This is a genomic window from Streptomyces griseus subsp. griseus (assembly GCF_003610995.1).
GTDB lineage: Bacteria > Actinomycetota > Actinomycetes > Streptomycetales > Streptomycetaceae > Streptomyces.
The window spans coordinates 5,617,400-5,631,467 of record NZ_CP032543.1 but is presented as its reverse complement, the minus strand read 5'-3'; the positions used below and the strand labels follow the sequence as shown (position 1 = coordinate 5,631,467).

Below are 14,068 nucleotides of genomic sequence, written 5' to 3'. Positions count from 1 at the left end.
GGAACAACGGACGTATGGGTTTCGAACCGCCGCAGCGCCTGGTGCGCGCGCTCGGCGAGATGTACGGGGACGGTGCGGCGGCCGACTGGCTGGACCGCCTCCCCACGCTCACCGAACAGGCGATCGGCGCCGCCGGGGCGGATCTCACCGTGGAACGGGTGGCCGCCCCCGGCGGGCGCAGCGCCCTGGTGCTTCTGGTCCGGCAGGCCGACGGGACCCCGGCCGCGCTGAAGTTCGCCCCGCCGTGCGCCGAGCCGGAGCGGGAGCGGGCGGCGCTGGCGCACTGGAACGGCTGGGGCGCGGTGAAGCTGCTGGACGCGTCCGCCGCCGACGCGTCCGGGGCGCTGCTGCTGGAGCGGCTGCACCACGAGGTGTCGCTGCGTTCGCTGCCGGAGGCCAAGGCGCTCCTGGAGGCGGCAGGCACGGTCCGGCGGCTGTGGGTGGAGCCGCCGGCCGGCCACCCCTTCGAGACCGTGGCCGAGCGGACCGGGCGGCAGGCGGAGGGCATGCGGGCGGCGGCCGAGGCCGATCCGGAGCTGGCCCCGCTGGTGGACGCGGCCCTCGCGGCCCGTACGGAACTGGTCGGGAGCTCTCCCGAACTCCTGCTCCTGCACGGCAACTTCCGCCAGAGCAAGGTGCTCTCCGGCGAGCGCGCGCCCTGGCTGACGGTCGGCCCCGAGCCGCTGGTGGGCGAGCGCGCCTATGACCTGGCGCGGCTGGTGCGGGACCGGGCGGAGGATCTGATCGCCTCCCCGGGCGGCCCGGTGACGGCGCGGCGGCGGGTGAAGAGGCTGGCGGAGTCGCTGGAGGTGGAGCAGGCCCGGCTGCACGGCTGGACACTGTTCCGGGCGGTCGAGTCGGGGACCCGCGCGCTGGCCGAGGGGCGCCGGCAGATGGGCGAGGTCAACCTGGAGTTCGCGGGCTGGCTGTAACGGTTCGCCGAACGGACGTCGCTGTGCGGACGTCGCCGCACGCCGTTCGCCGTGCGTACGAGGAGGGCCCTCGCACACCGTGTGCGGGGGCCCTCCTCGTACGCGATCCAGCAGATCAGCCCAGGTCGGCCGTGAGGCGGGCGATCGCCTCGTCGACGGTCAGCTCCTCGCGCTCGCCGGTGCGGCGGTCCTTCAGCTCCAGGACGCCGTCGGCCGAGCGGCGGCCGGCGACCAGGATCTTGGGCACGCCGATCAGCTCGGAGTCGGTGAACTTCACGCCGGGTGAGACGCCGGGGCGGTCGTCGACCAGGACCCGCAGGCCCGCCGCGTTCAGCTTCTCCGAGACGTCGAGGGCCAGCTCCGTCTGGAGGGCCTTGCCCGCGGCGACGACGTGGACGTCGGCCGGGGCGATCTCGCGGGGCCAGCACAGGCCCTTGTCGTCGGCGGTCTGCTCGGTGAGGGCAGCCACGGCGCGGGAGACGCCGATGCCGTACGAGCCCATCGTGACGCGGACCGGCTTGCCCTGCTGGCCGAGCACGTCCAGCTGGAAGGTGTCGGCGTACTTCCGGCCGAGCTGGAAGATGTGGCCGATCTCGATGGCGCGGTCCAGGGTGAGGCCGGTGGAGCACTTGGGGCAGGGGTCGCCCTCCTCGACCACGACGACGTCGAGGTACTGGTCGACCTCGAAGTCACGGCCCGCGACGACGTTCTTCGCGTGCTTGCCGTCCTTGTTGGCGCCGGTGATCCAGGCGGTGCCGGGGGCGACTCGGGGGTCGGCGAGGTAGCGGACCTTCTCCAGGCCCTGGGGCCCGACATAGCCGCGTACGAGATCGTCACGGCCGACGAAGTCCTCGGCGGTGACCAGCTCCACGACGGCGGGCGCCAGGTGCTCGCCCAGCTTGCCGAGGTCGACCTCGCGGTGGCCGGGGACGCCGACGGCCACGATCTCGCCGTCCACCTTGACCAGCAGGTTCTTCAGGGTGGCCGAGGCGGGGACGCCCAGGTGCGCGGCGAGGGTCTCGATGGTCGGGGTGTCGGGGGTGTCCAGCTCCTCGACCGCGCCGTGCGCCGAGCCGTCGACCGGGGCGAGCGCGAAGGTCACGGCCTCGGTGTTGGCGGCGTAGTCGCAGTTGGGGCAGTCCGCGAAGGTGTCCTCACCGGCGGCGGCGGGCGCCAGGAACTCCTCGGAGGCCGAGCCGCCCATCGCGCCGGAGACGGCGGAGACGATGCGGTGGTCCAGGCCCAGGCGCTCGAAGATCTTGATGTACGCGGCCCGGTGCAGGGCGTAGGAGTGTGCGAGGCCCTCGTCGGTGGTGTCGAAGCTGTACGAGTCCTTCATCTGGAACTCGCGGCCGCGGAGCACACCGGAGCGGGGGCGCGCCTCGTCGCGGTACTTCGTCTGGATCTGGTAGAGCATCACCGGCAGGTCCTTGTAGGACGTGCACTGGTCCTTGACGGTCTGGGTGAAGATCTCCTCGTGGGTCGGGCCGAGGAGGTAGTCACCGCCCTTGCGGTCCTGGAGGCGGAAGAGCAGGTCGCCGTACTCCTCCCAGCGGCCGGACGCCTCGTAGGGCTCCTTGGGCAGCAGGGCGGGGAGCAGGACCTCCTGGGCGCCGATGGCGTCCATCTCCTCGCGCACGACGTTGGAGATGTTGTCCAGGACCTTCTTGCCGAGCGGCAGCCAGGACCAGATGCCGGCCGCGTTGCGGCGCACGTACCCGGCGCGGACCAGCAGCTTGTGGCTGAGCGTCTCGGCGTCCGCCGGGTCGTCGCGCAGTGTCTTGATCATCAATCGGGACATGCGCTGGACCTGGGCCATGATGAACTCCTGCTCGCAAGGGTGGTGAGCCCGAGGTTAGCCGGGGGGTGCGGGCAGGCGGAAATCGATTCAGCCCTGGCGCCGCAGCAGCGGCAGGGGCGCGCCCATCACGGCGTACGGGAGCGGGGCGCTGGGGAAGACCACCTGGCGGGCCAGGTCGCGGTAGCCGAGGGCGCGGTAGAGGGCGCGGGCGGGGCTGTCCTTGTCGATGGCGGAGAGGATCGACCGGGGGTGCGGAACGCCGTCGGTGATGGTGGTGATCAGGGTGCGGCCGATGCCCTGCTGCTGGTGGCCGGGGAGGACGTGGAGCTCGGTGATGACGAAGGAGTCGTCCAGCCAGCCGTCGGAGCCGGTGGCCCTCAGGTAGGGCTCCACGACGGTGGACCACCAGTGGGCGCGGTCGTTGGGGAGCCCGTAGACGAAGCCGACGAGCCGCCCTTCGGGGGTGAGGGCGCCGAGCGCCCGGGCCTCCGGGTGGTCCAGGTGGCGCAGGACGATGTGGCGGCGCACGTCGATCTCGTCCTGGCTGAGCCCGAAGGCGGCGGCCTGGACGTGGAGGGCTTCGTCGACGCGTGCGGCCAGGTCGATCGGGCCGACCTCGATGCCGGGGTCCGCGGGGCCGTTCGCGGTGACTGGTGCCATGCGCGAACCCTACTGGCCGGGGCGGGTGGGCCGGTACGGGCGGCGGCCGGGAAGAGACCCCCGTACGGACCCTCGCACGGGCCGTCCAGAAGCTTTCCGTACGGGCGCTCAGAACAGGACGCTCATGAAGGTGCCCGTCTCACGGAAGCCGACGCGGCGGTAGGCCTTGCGGGCGGGGGTGTTGTAGTCGTTCACGTAGAGGCTGACGACGGGGGCGACATCGGCCAGGGCGTAGCGCAGGACGGCGGCCATGCCGGTCTCGGAGAGGCCCTTGCCGCGGTGCTCGGGGGCGACCCAGACGCCCTGGATCTGGCAGGCCTGGGTGGTGGCGGCGCCGATCTCGGCCTTGAAGACGACCTTGCCGTCGTCGATCCGGGCGAAGGAGCGGCCCGCGCCGATGAGTTCGGCGACCCGGGCCTGGTAGAGGAGTCCGCCGTCCCCGGCGAGCGGGGAGATGCCGACCTCCTCGGTGAACATCGCCACGCAGGCCGGCATCAGGACCTCGGTCTCGTCCTTGCGGATGCGGCGGACCAGCGGGTCGGGGGTGACATCGGCCGACGGGCTCTCGGTGACCATGAGGGGCTGGTTGGCGCGGACCTCGCGGGCGGGGCCCCAGCCCGGCTCCAGGAGCCGCCAGAGCAGCGCGGTGGGTTCGGCGGGGCCGACGATGGAGGAGCAGCGGCGGCCGGCCCGGCGGGCCCGGTCGGCGAAGGCGCGTACGGCCTCGGGCCCGGCGCAGATGGGGACCAGGTTGGCGCCGGCGTAACAGAGGGAGCGGAGCCTGCCGTCGGCGTACCAGCCCCACATCTCGCCGCCGAGGCGCCAGGGGTCGAGTCCCGCGACCTGCACGCGGGACGTGACGAAAGCATTCGCCACGGGCTCGCTCTCCAGGATGGCGAGCGCTGCGCCGAGGTCGCTGGGTTCGAGGACCCGGGTGGTGGTCTGCGTCAACACGAGGGGGCCTCACCATGCGGTCTGCTGATTTCCGCACTGTACCCAACAAGGCCGACCAGCGCTGCCCGGGTCCGGAAGCGGGCTCCCGGACCGGCCGTGGATACGTCACCGCCCCGCCGGGCGCGGGGCCCGGCGGGGCGGTGACGGGAGCGGAAGGCGCTGGTCAGCTGATGGAGACCTGGGGTTCGCCGGAGGCGATGCCGTCCTTCTCCATCTGCTCGGCGATCTTGAGGGCTTCCTCGATGAGCGTCTCGACGATCTTCGACTCGGGCACGGTCTTGATGACCTCGCCCTTGACGAAGATCTGGCCCTTGCCATTGCCGGAGGCGACCCCGAGGTCGGCCTCGCGGGCCTCGCCCGGACCGTTGACGACGCAGCCCATGACCGCGACGCGCAGCGGGACCTCCATGCCCTCCAGACCGGCGCTGACCTGGTCGGCGAGCTTGTAGACGTCGACCTGGGCGCGGCCGCAGGAGGGGCAGGAGACGATCTCCAGGCGGCGCTGCTTGAGGTTGAGCGCCTCCAGGATCTGCAGGCCCACCTTGACCTCCTCGGCCGGCGGGGCCGAGAGGGAGACGCGGATGGTGTCGCCGATGCCCTCCGAGAGCAGGGCGCCGAAGGCGACGGCCGACTTGATGGTGCCCTGGAACGCCGGTCCGGCCTCGGTGACGCCGAGGTGGAGCGGGTAGTCGCTCTGGGCGGCGAGCTGGCGGTAGGCGTTGACCATGACGACCGGGTCGTTGTGCTTGACCGAGATCTTGATGTCGCCGAAGCCGTGCTCCTCGAAGAGGGACGCCTCCCATAGGGCCGACTCGACGAGGGCCTCGGGGGTGGCCTTGCCGTACTTCTTCAGGAGCCGCGCGTCCAGGGAGCCGGCGTTGACGCCGATCCGGATCGGGGTGCGGGTCTCGGAGGCCGCCTTGGCGATCTCCTTGACCTTGTCGTCGAACTGCTTGATGTTGCCCGGGTTCACCCGGACCGCCGCGCAGCCCGCGTCGATCGCGGCGAAGACGTACTTCGGCTGGAAGTGGATGTCGGCGATCACCGGGATCTGCGACTTGCGGGCGATCGTGGCGAGGGCGTCGGCGTCGTCCTGGGTCGGGCAGGCCACCCGGACGATCTGGCAGCCGGAGGCCGTCAGCTCGGCGATCTGCTGGAGGGTGGCACCGATGTCCGACGTACGGGTCGTCGTCATCGACTGCACGGAGACGGGCGCGTCACCGCCGACCGCGACCGAGCCGACCTGGATCTGTCGGCTGACCCGTCGGTCGGCGAGCTTGGTCGGAACGGCCGGCATTCCGAGAGAAATCGCAGTCATGCGCTGTGCATCCCCAAGGTGTGGATCAAGGTCCCGATGTCGGCGGGCTCCAGGCTTCGAGGTTACGGCACCGGAGCCGGGGCGCACGCACCCGACGGACAAGTCAACCAGATGGTGACCGACCGGACACGACGCGTGTGCCCGGCGGCCACTTCCGGGGCGGATGGGACGTTCGCTTATCGGACCATCAGGTGATCTTGACCGGATTCACGATGTCGGCCACCAGGACGAGCAGCGTGAAGCAGATGAAGAGCCCGGCGACCACATAGGCGACCGGCATCAGCTTGGCCACGTCGAACGGGCCCGGGTCGGGGCGCCGGAAGACCTTGGCCACATTGCGCCGCAGCGACTCCCAGAGGGCGCCCGCGATGTGCCCCCCGTCCAGTGGGAGCAACGGCAGCATGTTGAACAGGAACAGCGACAGGTTGAACCCCGCCAGCAGGAACAGCATCATCGCGACCTGGTTCTGCGCCGGGATGTCGAGGTTCATCACCTCGCCGCCGATCCGGGCGGCGCCCACGACACCGACCGGTGAGTCGTCCGCGCGCCGGCCGTCGCTGAACGCCGCGTTCCACAGGTCGGGGATCTTGGAGGGCAGCGCGATGATCGCGTCGACGCCGTTCTCGATCATGTCGCCCATGCGCACGACGGAGTCGCCGAAGGAGAGCGGCACGATCTCGGTCTGGGCGGCGAAGCCGAGGTAGCCCGCCTTGATGTACTGGTCCGGGATGACGTCGCCCCTGCCGTCCTTCTTCGCCACGGCGTTCTCGCGCAGGACGGCGTTGAGCGTGACCTCCTGGCCGCCGCGCTCCACGGTGATGGTGGCGGGGCCGATGGTGTTGCGGATGCGGTCCGAGAGCGTCGCCCAGTCGTCGACCTTCTGCCCGTCGAAGGCGACGATCCTGTCGCCCTCCTTCAGCCCCGCGGCCTTGGCCGGGGAGACCGGGTCGTCGCTCTTGCAGGTGTCGCGCTTCTCGCTCTGCGAGATCACGCACTGCTGTACGCCGGCGACCTCGGTGGTCTGCGTCTGGAAGCCGAAGGTCATCGCGACGCCCATGAAGATCGCGACGGCGAGGATCAGGTTCATGAACGGGCCGGCGAACATCACGATGACGCGCTTCCACGGCTTGCGCGTGTAGAAGAGCCGCTTCTCGTCGCCGGGCTCCAGCTCCTCGTACGCGGCGGAGCGGGCGTCCTCGATCATGCCGCGCCAGGGCGAGGTGGAGCGGGCTTCGAGGCGGCCGTCGGCGCCGGGCGGGAACATCCCGATCATGCGGATGTAGCCGCCGGCCGGGATGGCCTTGATGCCGTACTCGGTGTCGCCCTTCTGCTTCGACCAGATCGTCGGGCCGAATCCGACCATGTACTGCGGGACCCGGATGCCGAACATCTTGGCCGTGGAGAGGTGGCCCAGCTCGTGCCAGGCGATGGAGAACAGCAGGCCCACGACGAAGACGGCGATCCCCAGGACCGTCAGCAGGACCGAGGTCAGACTCATGCGCGCGCCTCCGCTGTCGCTTTCGCCGAGAGTTCCCGGGCCCGTGCGCGGGCCCAGGTTTCCGCTTCGAGGACGTCCGCGAGGCTGAGCGGGGTTCCCGGGGCGGGGGTGCCGTGTTCGGACACCACAGCGGTGACCGTATCCATGATTCCGTTGAACGGCAGCTGTCCGGCGAGGAAGGCGTCGACGCACTCCTCGTTGGCCGCGTTGAAGACGGCGGGTGCCGTGGAGCCGAGCGTACCGACATGGCGGGCGAGGCCGACCGACGGGAAGGCCTCGGTGTCCAGCGGGAAGAACTCCCACGTGGACGCCTTCGACCAGTCGAAGGCGGGGGCCGCGTCCGGGACGCGCTCGGGCCAGCCGAGCCCGATGGCGATGGGTCCGCCCATGTCGGGCGGGGTGGCCTGGGCGAGCGTGGAGCCGTCGGTGAACTCCACCATGGAGTGCACGTAGGACTGCGGGTGGACCACGACCTCGATGCGGTCGAAGGGGATGTCGTAGAGGAGATGTGCCTCGATGACCTCAAGACCCTTGTTGACGAGCGTCGCGGAGTTGATGGTAATGACCGGTCCCATGGCCCAGGTGGGGTGGGTCAGGGCCTGCTCGCGGGTGACGTCGGCCAGCTCCTCGCGCGTACGGCCCCGGAAGGGCCCGCCGGACGCGGTGACGACGAGTCTGCGGACGTCGGCGCGTTTGCCGGCCGCCAGTGCCTGGAAGAGCGCGGCGTGCTCGGAGTCGACCGGGATGATCTGGCCGGGGGCGGCGAGCGCCTTCACCAGCGGGCCGCCGACGATCAGCGACTCCTTGTTGGCGAGGGCGAGCGTACGGCCCGCCTTCAGCGCGGCCAGCGTCGGGGCGAGCCCGATGGAGCCGGTGATCCCGTTGAGCACGGTGTGGCAGTCGCTCGCGGCGAGGGTGGCCGCCGCGTCGGGTCCGGCGAGGAGTTCGGGGAGCGGCTCCCCGGCCCCGTACCGCTCGCGCAGTGCCTCGCGCAGGGCGGGGACGGCGCCCGGGTCGGCGACGGCGACCGTCTTCACCCGCAGGAGGTGAGCCTGCTCGGCGAGGAGGCCGGTCCGGCCGCCGGCGGCCGAGAGCGCGGTGACCCGGAAGCGGTCGGGGTTGCGCAGGACCAGGTCGATGGCCTGGGTGCCGATGGACCCGGTGGAGCCGAGGATCACCAGATCCCGGCGGCCGTCCGCGGTGTCGAAGAGGAGATGCGGATCGGCGAGGGGGGCGGGGCTGTCGCTCATGCCCCCCATTGTTGCCGCTCCGGCTGTGCGTGGGGACAGCGCGTCCCGGTGGGGCGGGGATTCGGCGGCGAGAGGGCGGTTCCGGTGCGGAGGGGGCGCGCCCGGCGTACGGACGCGCCCCCTGGGGGAGCTGGACTCGGGGCTCCTGGGCTTCCGGACTCCAGGACTTCTGGGTTTCCGGGCTTCCGGCTCCCGGACTCCTGGGCTACCGGGCTTCCGGAGGTGTGTAAGGCCCTGGGCGTGGACCGGCGGGCTCCGGTCAGCGCACCGGCCGGTGGTGGTTGTCGCGGGCGGAGGGCCCGGGGGTGGCGTCCGCGATCCAGGGGCCTTCGCCGCTGGGGTCGATGACGCCCTCCTCCAGCCAGGTGTACGTACCGGAGAGGACACCGTCCACCACGCGCCGGTCCAGGTCGTCGGTGTTGGACCAGAGCCGCGTGAACAACTCCTCCACCCGGACGCGGGACTGCCGGCAGAAGGCGTCGGCGAGCTGGTAGGCCTCGCGGCCGTGCTCCCCGGCGCTCCGCAGATGCTCGGCGCGGACGCAGGCGGCGGACATGGCGAAGAGTTCGGCGCCGATGTCGACGATCCGGCCGAGGAACCCCTGCTTGGTCTCCATCCGGCCCTGCCAGCGGGACATGGCGTAGAAGGTGGACCGGGCGAGCTTGCGCGAGGAGCGCTCCACGTACCGGAGGTGCCCGGAGAGGTCGCGGTGCCCGGCGGGGTTGAACTCCCCGTACGTACGCGGGAGCTGCCCGGCCCCGGTGACGAGCTGCGGCAGCCAACGGGCGTAGAAACCGGCCGCGTTGACCCCCGCCTTGGCCCTGTCGGCGAGGGCCTTCTCCGGATCGATGATGTCCCCGGCGACCTTGAGGTGGGCGTCGACGGCCTCCCGGGCGATCAACAGGTGCATGATCTCGGTGGAGCCCTCGAAGATCCGGTTGATCCGCATGTCCCGGAGCATCTGCTCGGCCGGAACGGCCCGCTCCCCGCGCGCGGCCAGCGACTCGGCGGTCTCGAAACCGCGCCCACCACGGATCTGGACGAGCTCGTCGGCGATGAGCCAGCCCATCTCGGAGCCGTACAGCTTGGCGAGGGCTGCCTCGATACGGATGTCGTTACGGTCCTCGTCGGCCATCTGGGAGGAGAGGTCGACGATCGCCTCCAGCGCGAAGGTGGTGGCGGCGATGAACGAGATCTTCGCCCCGACCGCCTCGTGCTTCGCGACGGGCCGCCCCCACTGCTCCCGTACGGCGGACCACTCGCGCGCGATCTTCAGACACCACTTCCCCGCCCCCACGCACATCGCGGGCAGCGAGAGACGCCCGGTGTTGAGGGTGGTCAGCGCGATCTTCAGCCCCGCGCCCTCGGGCCCGATCCGGTTCGCGGCCGGAACCCGGACCTGGTGGAAGCGCGTAACGCCGTTCTCGATGCCGCGGAGCCCCATGAAGGCGTTGCGGTGCTCAACGGTGACACCGGGGGCGTCGGCCTCGACGACGAAGGCGGTGATACCGCCGGGATGCCCCTCGGATGCGGGAACCCGGGCCATCACCACCAGCAGATCGGCAACGACACCGTTGGTGGTCCAGAGCTTCACCCCGTCCAGCAGGTAATCGTTCCCGTCAGGCACGGCGGTGGTGGCGAGCCGGGCGGGGTCGGAGCCGACATCGGGCTCGGTCAGCAGGAACGCGGAGATGTCGGTGGTGGCGAGCCGGGGCAGGAAGGCGTCCTTCTGCTCCTGGGTCCCGAAGATCTTCAGCGGCTGCGGTACGCCGATCGACTGATGGGCCGAGAGCAGCGCCCCGATGGCCGGACTCGCGGAGCCGACGAGGGCAAGCGCCTTGTTGTAGTACACCTGGGTGAGCCCGAGACCGCCGTACTTGGTCTCGATCTTCATCCCCAGCGCCCCGAGCTCCTTGAGCCCGCGGACCACCTCGTCGGGGATCTTCGCCTCGCGCTCGATCCGCGCACTGTCGATGCGCGTCTCGCAGAAGACCCGCAGCCGCGCGAGAAACTCCTCACCGCGCCGGATGTCGTCGGGCGGCGGCTGGGGATGCGGATGGATCAGATCAAGCCGGAACCGCCCCAGGAACAGCTCCTTGGCGAAGCTGGGCTTACGCCAGTCCTGCTCCCGAGCAGCCTCGGCAACCTTGCGCGCCTCACGCTCGGTGACCCTGGGTGCTCTGGGGACCTGGGGGGTGTTGTGGGGTGCGGACATGTCGGGCCTCACCTCGCCGCGCGTCACGGGACGGATGGACATACGGGCTGCTGTCGCCGCCTACTGGTCCGTATGTAACCCGTGTACCCGCTGTTCGGCACCTGCACCAGCCCGCGCTCGATGAGGCTCGCCGGGGCTCCCGGGCCACAGCCCGTCCGGTGCGCGGCCGACCTCCGGGGCCTCCTGCGACCGGGCTGCCGTGCCCTGGTCAGACGCCCAGGACCGCTTTGGCCGTGAGGAAGTAGATGACCAGGCCGGTGGCGTCCACCAGGGTGGTGACCATCGGGGCGGAGACGACCGCCGGGTCGATGCGCAGCCGCCTCGCGAGCAGGGGCATGGCGCCACCGATGGTGGCCGCCCAGCCGCAGATCAGCACCAGGGTGATGCCGACCACGAGGGCGATCTTCACGCTGACGAAGAGCGTGCCCAGCACCAGCCCGAGCGCGGCCAGCAGGGAGCCGAGCACCAGACCGACCCGGCACTCGCGCCAGATCACCTTCAGCAGGTCCGAGCCCCGGACCTCGCCGACCGCCAGAGCGCGGACACAGGCGGTCGCGGCCTGGGCACCCGCGTTGCCGCCAGCCCCGATCAGCATGGGGATGAACAGGGCGAGCTGGGCGACCTGCTCCAGCGTGGCTTCGAACGCCTGCGTCACCCCGACCGTCAGGGTCGCCGCGACCAGCAGCAGCGTCAGCCACAGCGCCCGGTACCGGGCCAGCTGCCAGACCGAGGCGGCCATGTAGTGGCCGGCCCAGGGAGCCGAGCCGGACTGCCGGGCCACGTCCTCGGTGTCGGCGGCCTCGATGGCCTCCAGGGCGTCATCGCTCGTGAACAGGCCGACGAGCCGTTTCTCGCTGTCGACGACCGGCAGGTTCAGGTCGTTGGTCTCCCGCATCAACCGGGCGGCCTGCTCGGCGGACTCGGTGGCGTACGCGGACGCGGGCTCGCTGACCACCAGTTGCGACACCATCGTCTCCGGGCTGTTGAGCACCAGCTCACGCAGCTCCACCACGCCGGTCAGCCGGCGCCCGGAGTCCACCACGGGGAGCGTGTACACCGTCTCCGCGTCCGCCCCCTTCGCCCGCACCGTCCGCAGCGCCTGTCCGACCGTCAGGTTCTGCGACAGCGCCACCACCTCGGGGCTCATCCAGCGGCCGACCGACCCCTCCGGGTAGCCCAGCAGCGCGGAGGTCATCTGCTGCTCGTTGGCGCTCAGACCGGCCAGCACCCGCTGGGCGACCTTCGCCGGGGCCTCGCGCAGCATCCGGGCCCGGTCGTCCGGGTCCATGCCCTCGACGATCTCCCGGAACGTCCGGTCCCGCAGCCCTTCCAGGATCTGCTGCTGGTCGACCGGCTCCAGCTCCTCGAACACCGCCAGCGCCCGGTCCTTGTCCAGGACCCGGAAGGCGACTCCGGCGTCGACCGCGTCCATACGCGCCAGCTCGTCCGCGATCACGTGCGGGGGATGTGCCCCCAGCCACTCCTGGACAGCGGTCAGGCGGCGGGCTCCGACGATCTCCCGCAACGACTTGGCGAGCTCGGGGCCCGGCTCGTGGGGTGGACGTGACTGCGGCATGGCAGGTCCTCAACACAGGGGTGGGGTCACGGTGGGCGCGGGTGGACGCCGCGAGCACGGGCCGACGGACCGCTCCCGCGGGAGCGGAGGGCGGGTGCTACGCGGCGCACCCACTGGGAGGCTCACTGCTCATCGCAGCACCACCCCCGCTCTCGATTCACCGCCGGTCTGCCGCGCCACCTCACGGAGGACGCGCTCCCAGCGTACGTGGCCCGACCGGACCGGAACGGACCCGGCCGGAGGGCCGCGTTCCGGTCCGTGTCGCACCGGCCTCCGCCGCCGCGTCCGCTCCGCTCGGGGAGCCGGACCCCGCACTGCCGGAAACGGCCGGAGCCTCCGCACAGTGGGCTCCGGCCGTCGGCCTGTGTGCCCCGCCCGTGCTCGCTGTCCGGGTGGGGTCGTTCGGGGTGTTTACAGGGCGAGGCCCGTGAGGACCAGGACGCGCTCGTAGGTGTAGTCGTCCATCGCGTAGCGGACGCCCTCGCGGCCGACGCCGGACTGCTTGGCACCGCCGTACGGCATCTGGTCGGCGCGGTACGAGGGGACGTCGCCGATGATCACGCCGCCGACCTCCAGGGCGCGGTGGGCGCGGAAGGCGGTCTGGAGGTCGTGGGTGAAGACGCCTGCCTGGAGGCCGTACTTGGAGGAGTTGACGGCGGCGAACGCCTCCGCCTCGCCGTCGACCTTCTGGAGGGACATGACGGGGCCGAAGACCTCTTCGCAGGAGAGCTTCACGTCGTCGGGGAGGCCGGCGAGGACCGTGGGGGCGTAGGTGGCGCCGTCTCGCTTGCCGCCGGTGAGGAGTTCGGCGCCGCCCTGGACGGCCTCGTCCACCCAGGACTCGACGCGCTGGGCCGCGTCCTCGCTGACCAGGGGGCCCACGTCCGTGGTGGCGTCGGCCGGGTCGCCGGTGACCAGGGCCTCGACGGCCGCCACGATCTTCGGGACCAGCCGGTCGTACACCGAGGCGTCCGCGATGACGCGCTGCACCGAGATGCAGGACTGGCCGCCCTGGTAGTTGGAGAACGTGGCGATCCGGGTCGCCGCCCAGTCCAGGTCCTCGTCCGATGCGTAGTCGCCGAGGACGACCGCCGCGCCGTTGCCCCCCAGCTCCAGGGTGCAGTGCTTGCGGGGCACCGACTCCATGATCGCGTAACCGACCGGGCCCGAGCCGGTGAAGGAGATGACGGGGAGGCGCTCGTCCTGGACCAGGGCGGGCATCCTGTCGTTCGGGACCGTCAGGACGGACCAGGAGCCCGCCGGGAGGTCGGTCTCGGCCAGCAGCTCGCCGAGGACGAGCGAGGAGATCGGGGTCGCCGGGGCCGGCTTCAGGATGATCGGGGCGCCTACGGCGATGGCGGGGGCCACCTTGTGGGCGCTGAGGTTGAGGGGGAAGTTGAAGGGCGCGATGCCCAGGACCGCCCCGCGCGGGAAGCGGCGGGTCAGGCCGAGGCGGCCGGTGCCGCCCAGGTCGGTGTCCAGGCGCTGCGCCTCGCCGCCGTTGAAGCGGCGCGCCTCCTCCGCCGCGAACCGGAACACCGAGACCGCCCGGCCGACCTCACCGCGCGCCCACTTGATCGGCTTGCCGTTCTCCGCCGAGATCAGCCGCGCGATCTCCTCGGTGCGCTCCCCCAGCCGCCGTACGACGTGGTCGAGGGCAGCGGCCCGTACGTGCGCCGGGGTCGCGGCGAACTCGTCGCGTACGGCGTGGGCGGCGGCGACGGCCTCCTCGACCTGGGCGTCGGTCGGCACGCTGACGGTGCCGACGAGGCGTCCGTCGTACGGGTTGGTGACGTCGAAGCTGTCGGCACCGGTGGCCTGGCGGCCGGCCACCCAGAAGGCGTGGGGCGAAGTCATGGAGGTT

Annotated in this window: 10 protein-coding genes; 1 reads left to right on the top strand and 9 read right to left on the bottom strand. The window is 71.6% G+C overall.

Features of this window, described 5'->3' with window-relative positions; genetic code table 11:
- The first annotated feature begins 14 nt into the window (after window positions 1-14).
- The gene (locus D6270_RS25530) at window positions 15-932 is read left to right on the top strand and encodes an aminoglycoside phosphotransferase family protein (RefSeq protein WP_109163321.1); all 918 of its coding nucleotides are present in this window, start codon (window positions 15-17) and stop codon (window positions 930-932) included.
- A 115-nt stretch (window positions 933-1,047) separates the two neighbouring features.
- Here the strand turns inward: D6270_RS25530 and D6270_RS25525 are convergent, their stop codons facing one another.
- The 9 genes from D6270_RS25525 to D6270_RS25485 form a co-directional block, all read right to left on the bottom strand.
- Window positions 1,048-2,751 carry a proline--tRNA ligase gene (locus D6270_RS25525; protein ID WP_109163322.1) on the bottom strand — a complete coding sequence of 568 codons (1,704 nt, stop codon included), beginning with the start codon at window positions 2,749-2,751 and terminating at the stop codon, window positions 1,048-1,050.
- A 69-nt stretch (window positions 2,752-2,820) separates the two neighbouring features.
- The gene (locus tag D6270_RS25520; RefSeq protein WP_109163323.1) at window positions 2,821-3,393 is read right to left on the bottom strand and encodes a GNAT family N-acetyltransferase; all 573 of its coding nucleotides are present in this window, start codon (window positions 3,391-3,393) and stop codon (window positions 2,821-2,823) included.
- 108 nt (window positions 3,394-3,501) lie between these two features.
- Complete coding sequence (locus D6270_RS25515; RefSeq protein ID WP_109163324.1) at window positions 3,502-4,344, bottom strand: GNAT family N-acetyltransferase; 843 nt, start codon at window positions 4,342-4,344, stop codon at window positions 3,502-3,504.
- A 166-nt stretch (window positions 4,345-4,510) separates the two neighbouring features.
- Window positions 4,511-5,665, bottom strand: a complete 1,155-nt coding sequence (gene ispG, locus D6270_RS25510) for a flavodoxin-dependent (E)-4-hydroxy-3-methylbut-2-enyl-diphosphate synthase (protein ID WP_073882357.1) — start codon at window positions 5,663-5,665, stop codon at window positions 4,511-4,513.
- 187 nt (window positions 5,666-5,852) lie between these two features.
- Window positions 5,853-7,163 (bottom strand): M50 family metallopeptidase, encoded by a 1,311-nt coding sequence (locus tag D6270_RS25505; protein WP_109163325.1) that lies wholly within the window; start codon window positions 7,161-7,163, stop codon window positions 5,853-5,855.
- The gene (gene dxr, locus D6270_RS25500; RefSeq protein WP_109167274.1) at window positions 7,160-8,413 is read right to left on the bottom strand and encodes a 1-deoxy-D-xylulose-5-phosphate reductoisomerase; all 1,254 of its coding nucleotides are present in this window, start codon (window positions 8,411-8,413) and stop codon (window positions 7,160-7,162) included. The genes D6270_RS25505 and dxr overlap by 4 nt, the downstream gene beginning before the upstream one ends.
- A gap of 259 nt (window positions 8,414-8,672) precedes the next feature.
- A complete protein-coding gene (locus tag D6270_RS25495) occupies window positions 8,673-10,628 on the bottom strand; it encodes an acyl-CoA dehydrogenase family protein (RefSeq protein ID WP_109163326.1) in 1,956 nt (651 codons plus the stop codon).
- Between the two features lie 208 nt (window positions 10,629-10,836).
- Entirely contained in the window at window positions 10,837-12,204 is a 1,368-nt protein-coding gene (gene mgtE / locus D6270_RS25490) for a magnesium transporter (protein ID WP_109163327.1), read from the bottom strand.
- A gap of 411 nt (window positions 12,205-12,615) precedes the next feature.
- The gene (locus D6270_RS25485; protein ID WP_109163328.1) at window positions 12,616-14,061 is read right to left on the bottom strand and encodes an aldehyde dehydrogenase family protein; all 1,446 of its coding nucleotides are present in this window, start codon (window positions 14,059-14,061) and stop codon (window positions 12,616-12,618) included.
- Window positions 14,062-14,068: the final 7 nt, after the last annotated feature.

Excerpts from the sequence above, each read along its gene's own strand:
- mgtE (WP_109163327.1), bottom strand. The coding sequence starts at position 12,204 with ATGCCGCAGTCACGTCCACCCCACGAGCCGGGCCCCGAGCTCGCCAAG.
- D6270_RS25505 (WP_109163325.1), bottom strand. The coding sequence starts at position 7,163 with ATGAGTCTGACCTCGGTCCTGCTGACGGTCCTGGGGATCGCCGTCTTC.
- D6270_RS25520 (WP_109163323.1), bottom strand. The coding sequence starts at position 3,393 with ATGGCACCAGTCACCGCGAACGGCCCCGCGGACCCCGGCATCGAGGTC.
- dxr (WP_109167274.1), bottom strand. The coding sequence starts at position 8,413 with ATGAGCGACAGCCCCGCCCCCCTCGCCGATCCGCATCTCCTCTTCGAC.
- D6270_RS25485 (WP_109163328.1), bottom strand. The coding sequence starts at position 14,061 with ATGACTTCGCCCCACGCCTTCTGGGTGGCCGGCCGCCAGGCCACCGGT.
- ispG (WP_073882357.1), bottom strand. The coding sequence starts at position 5,665 with ATGACTGCGATTTCTCTCGGAATGCCGGCCGTTCCGACCAAGCTCGCC.
- D6270_RS25495 (WP_109163326.1), bottom strand. The coding sequence starts at position 10,628 with ATGTCCGCACCCCACAACACCCCCCAGGTCCCCAGAGCACCCAGGGTC.
- D6270_RS25525 (WP_109163322.1), bottom strand. The coding sequence starts at position 2,751 with ATGGCCCAGGTCCAGCGCATGTCCCGATTGATGATCAAGACACTGCGC.
- D6270_RS25530 (WP_109163321.1), top strand. The coding sequence starts at position 15 with ATGGGTTTCGAACCGCCGCAGCGCCTGGTGCGCGCGCTCGGCGAGATG.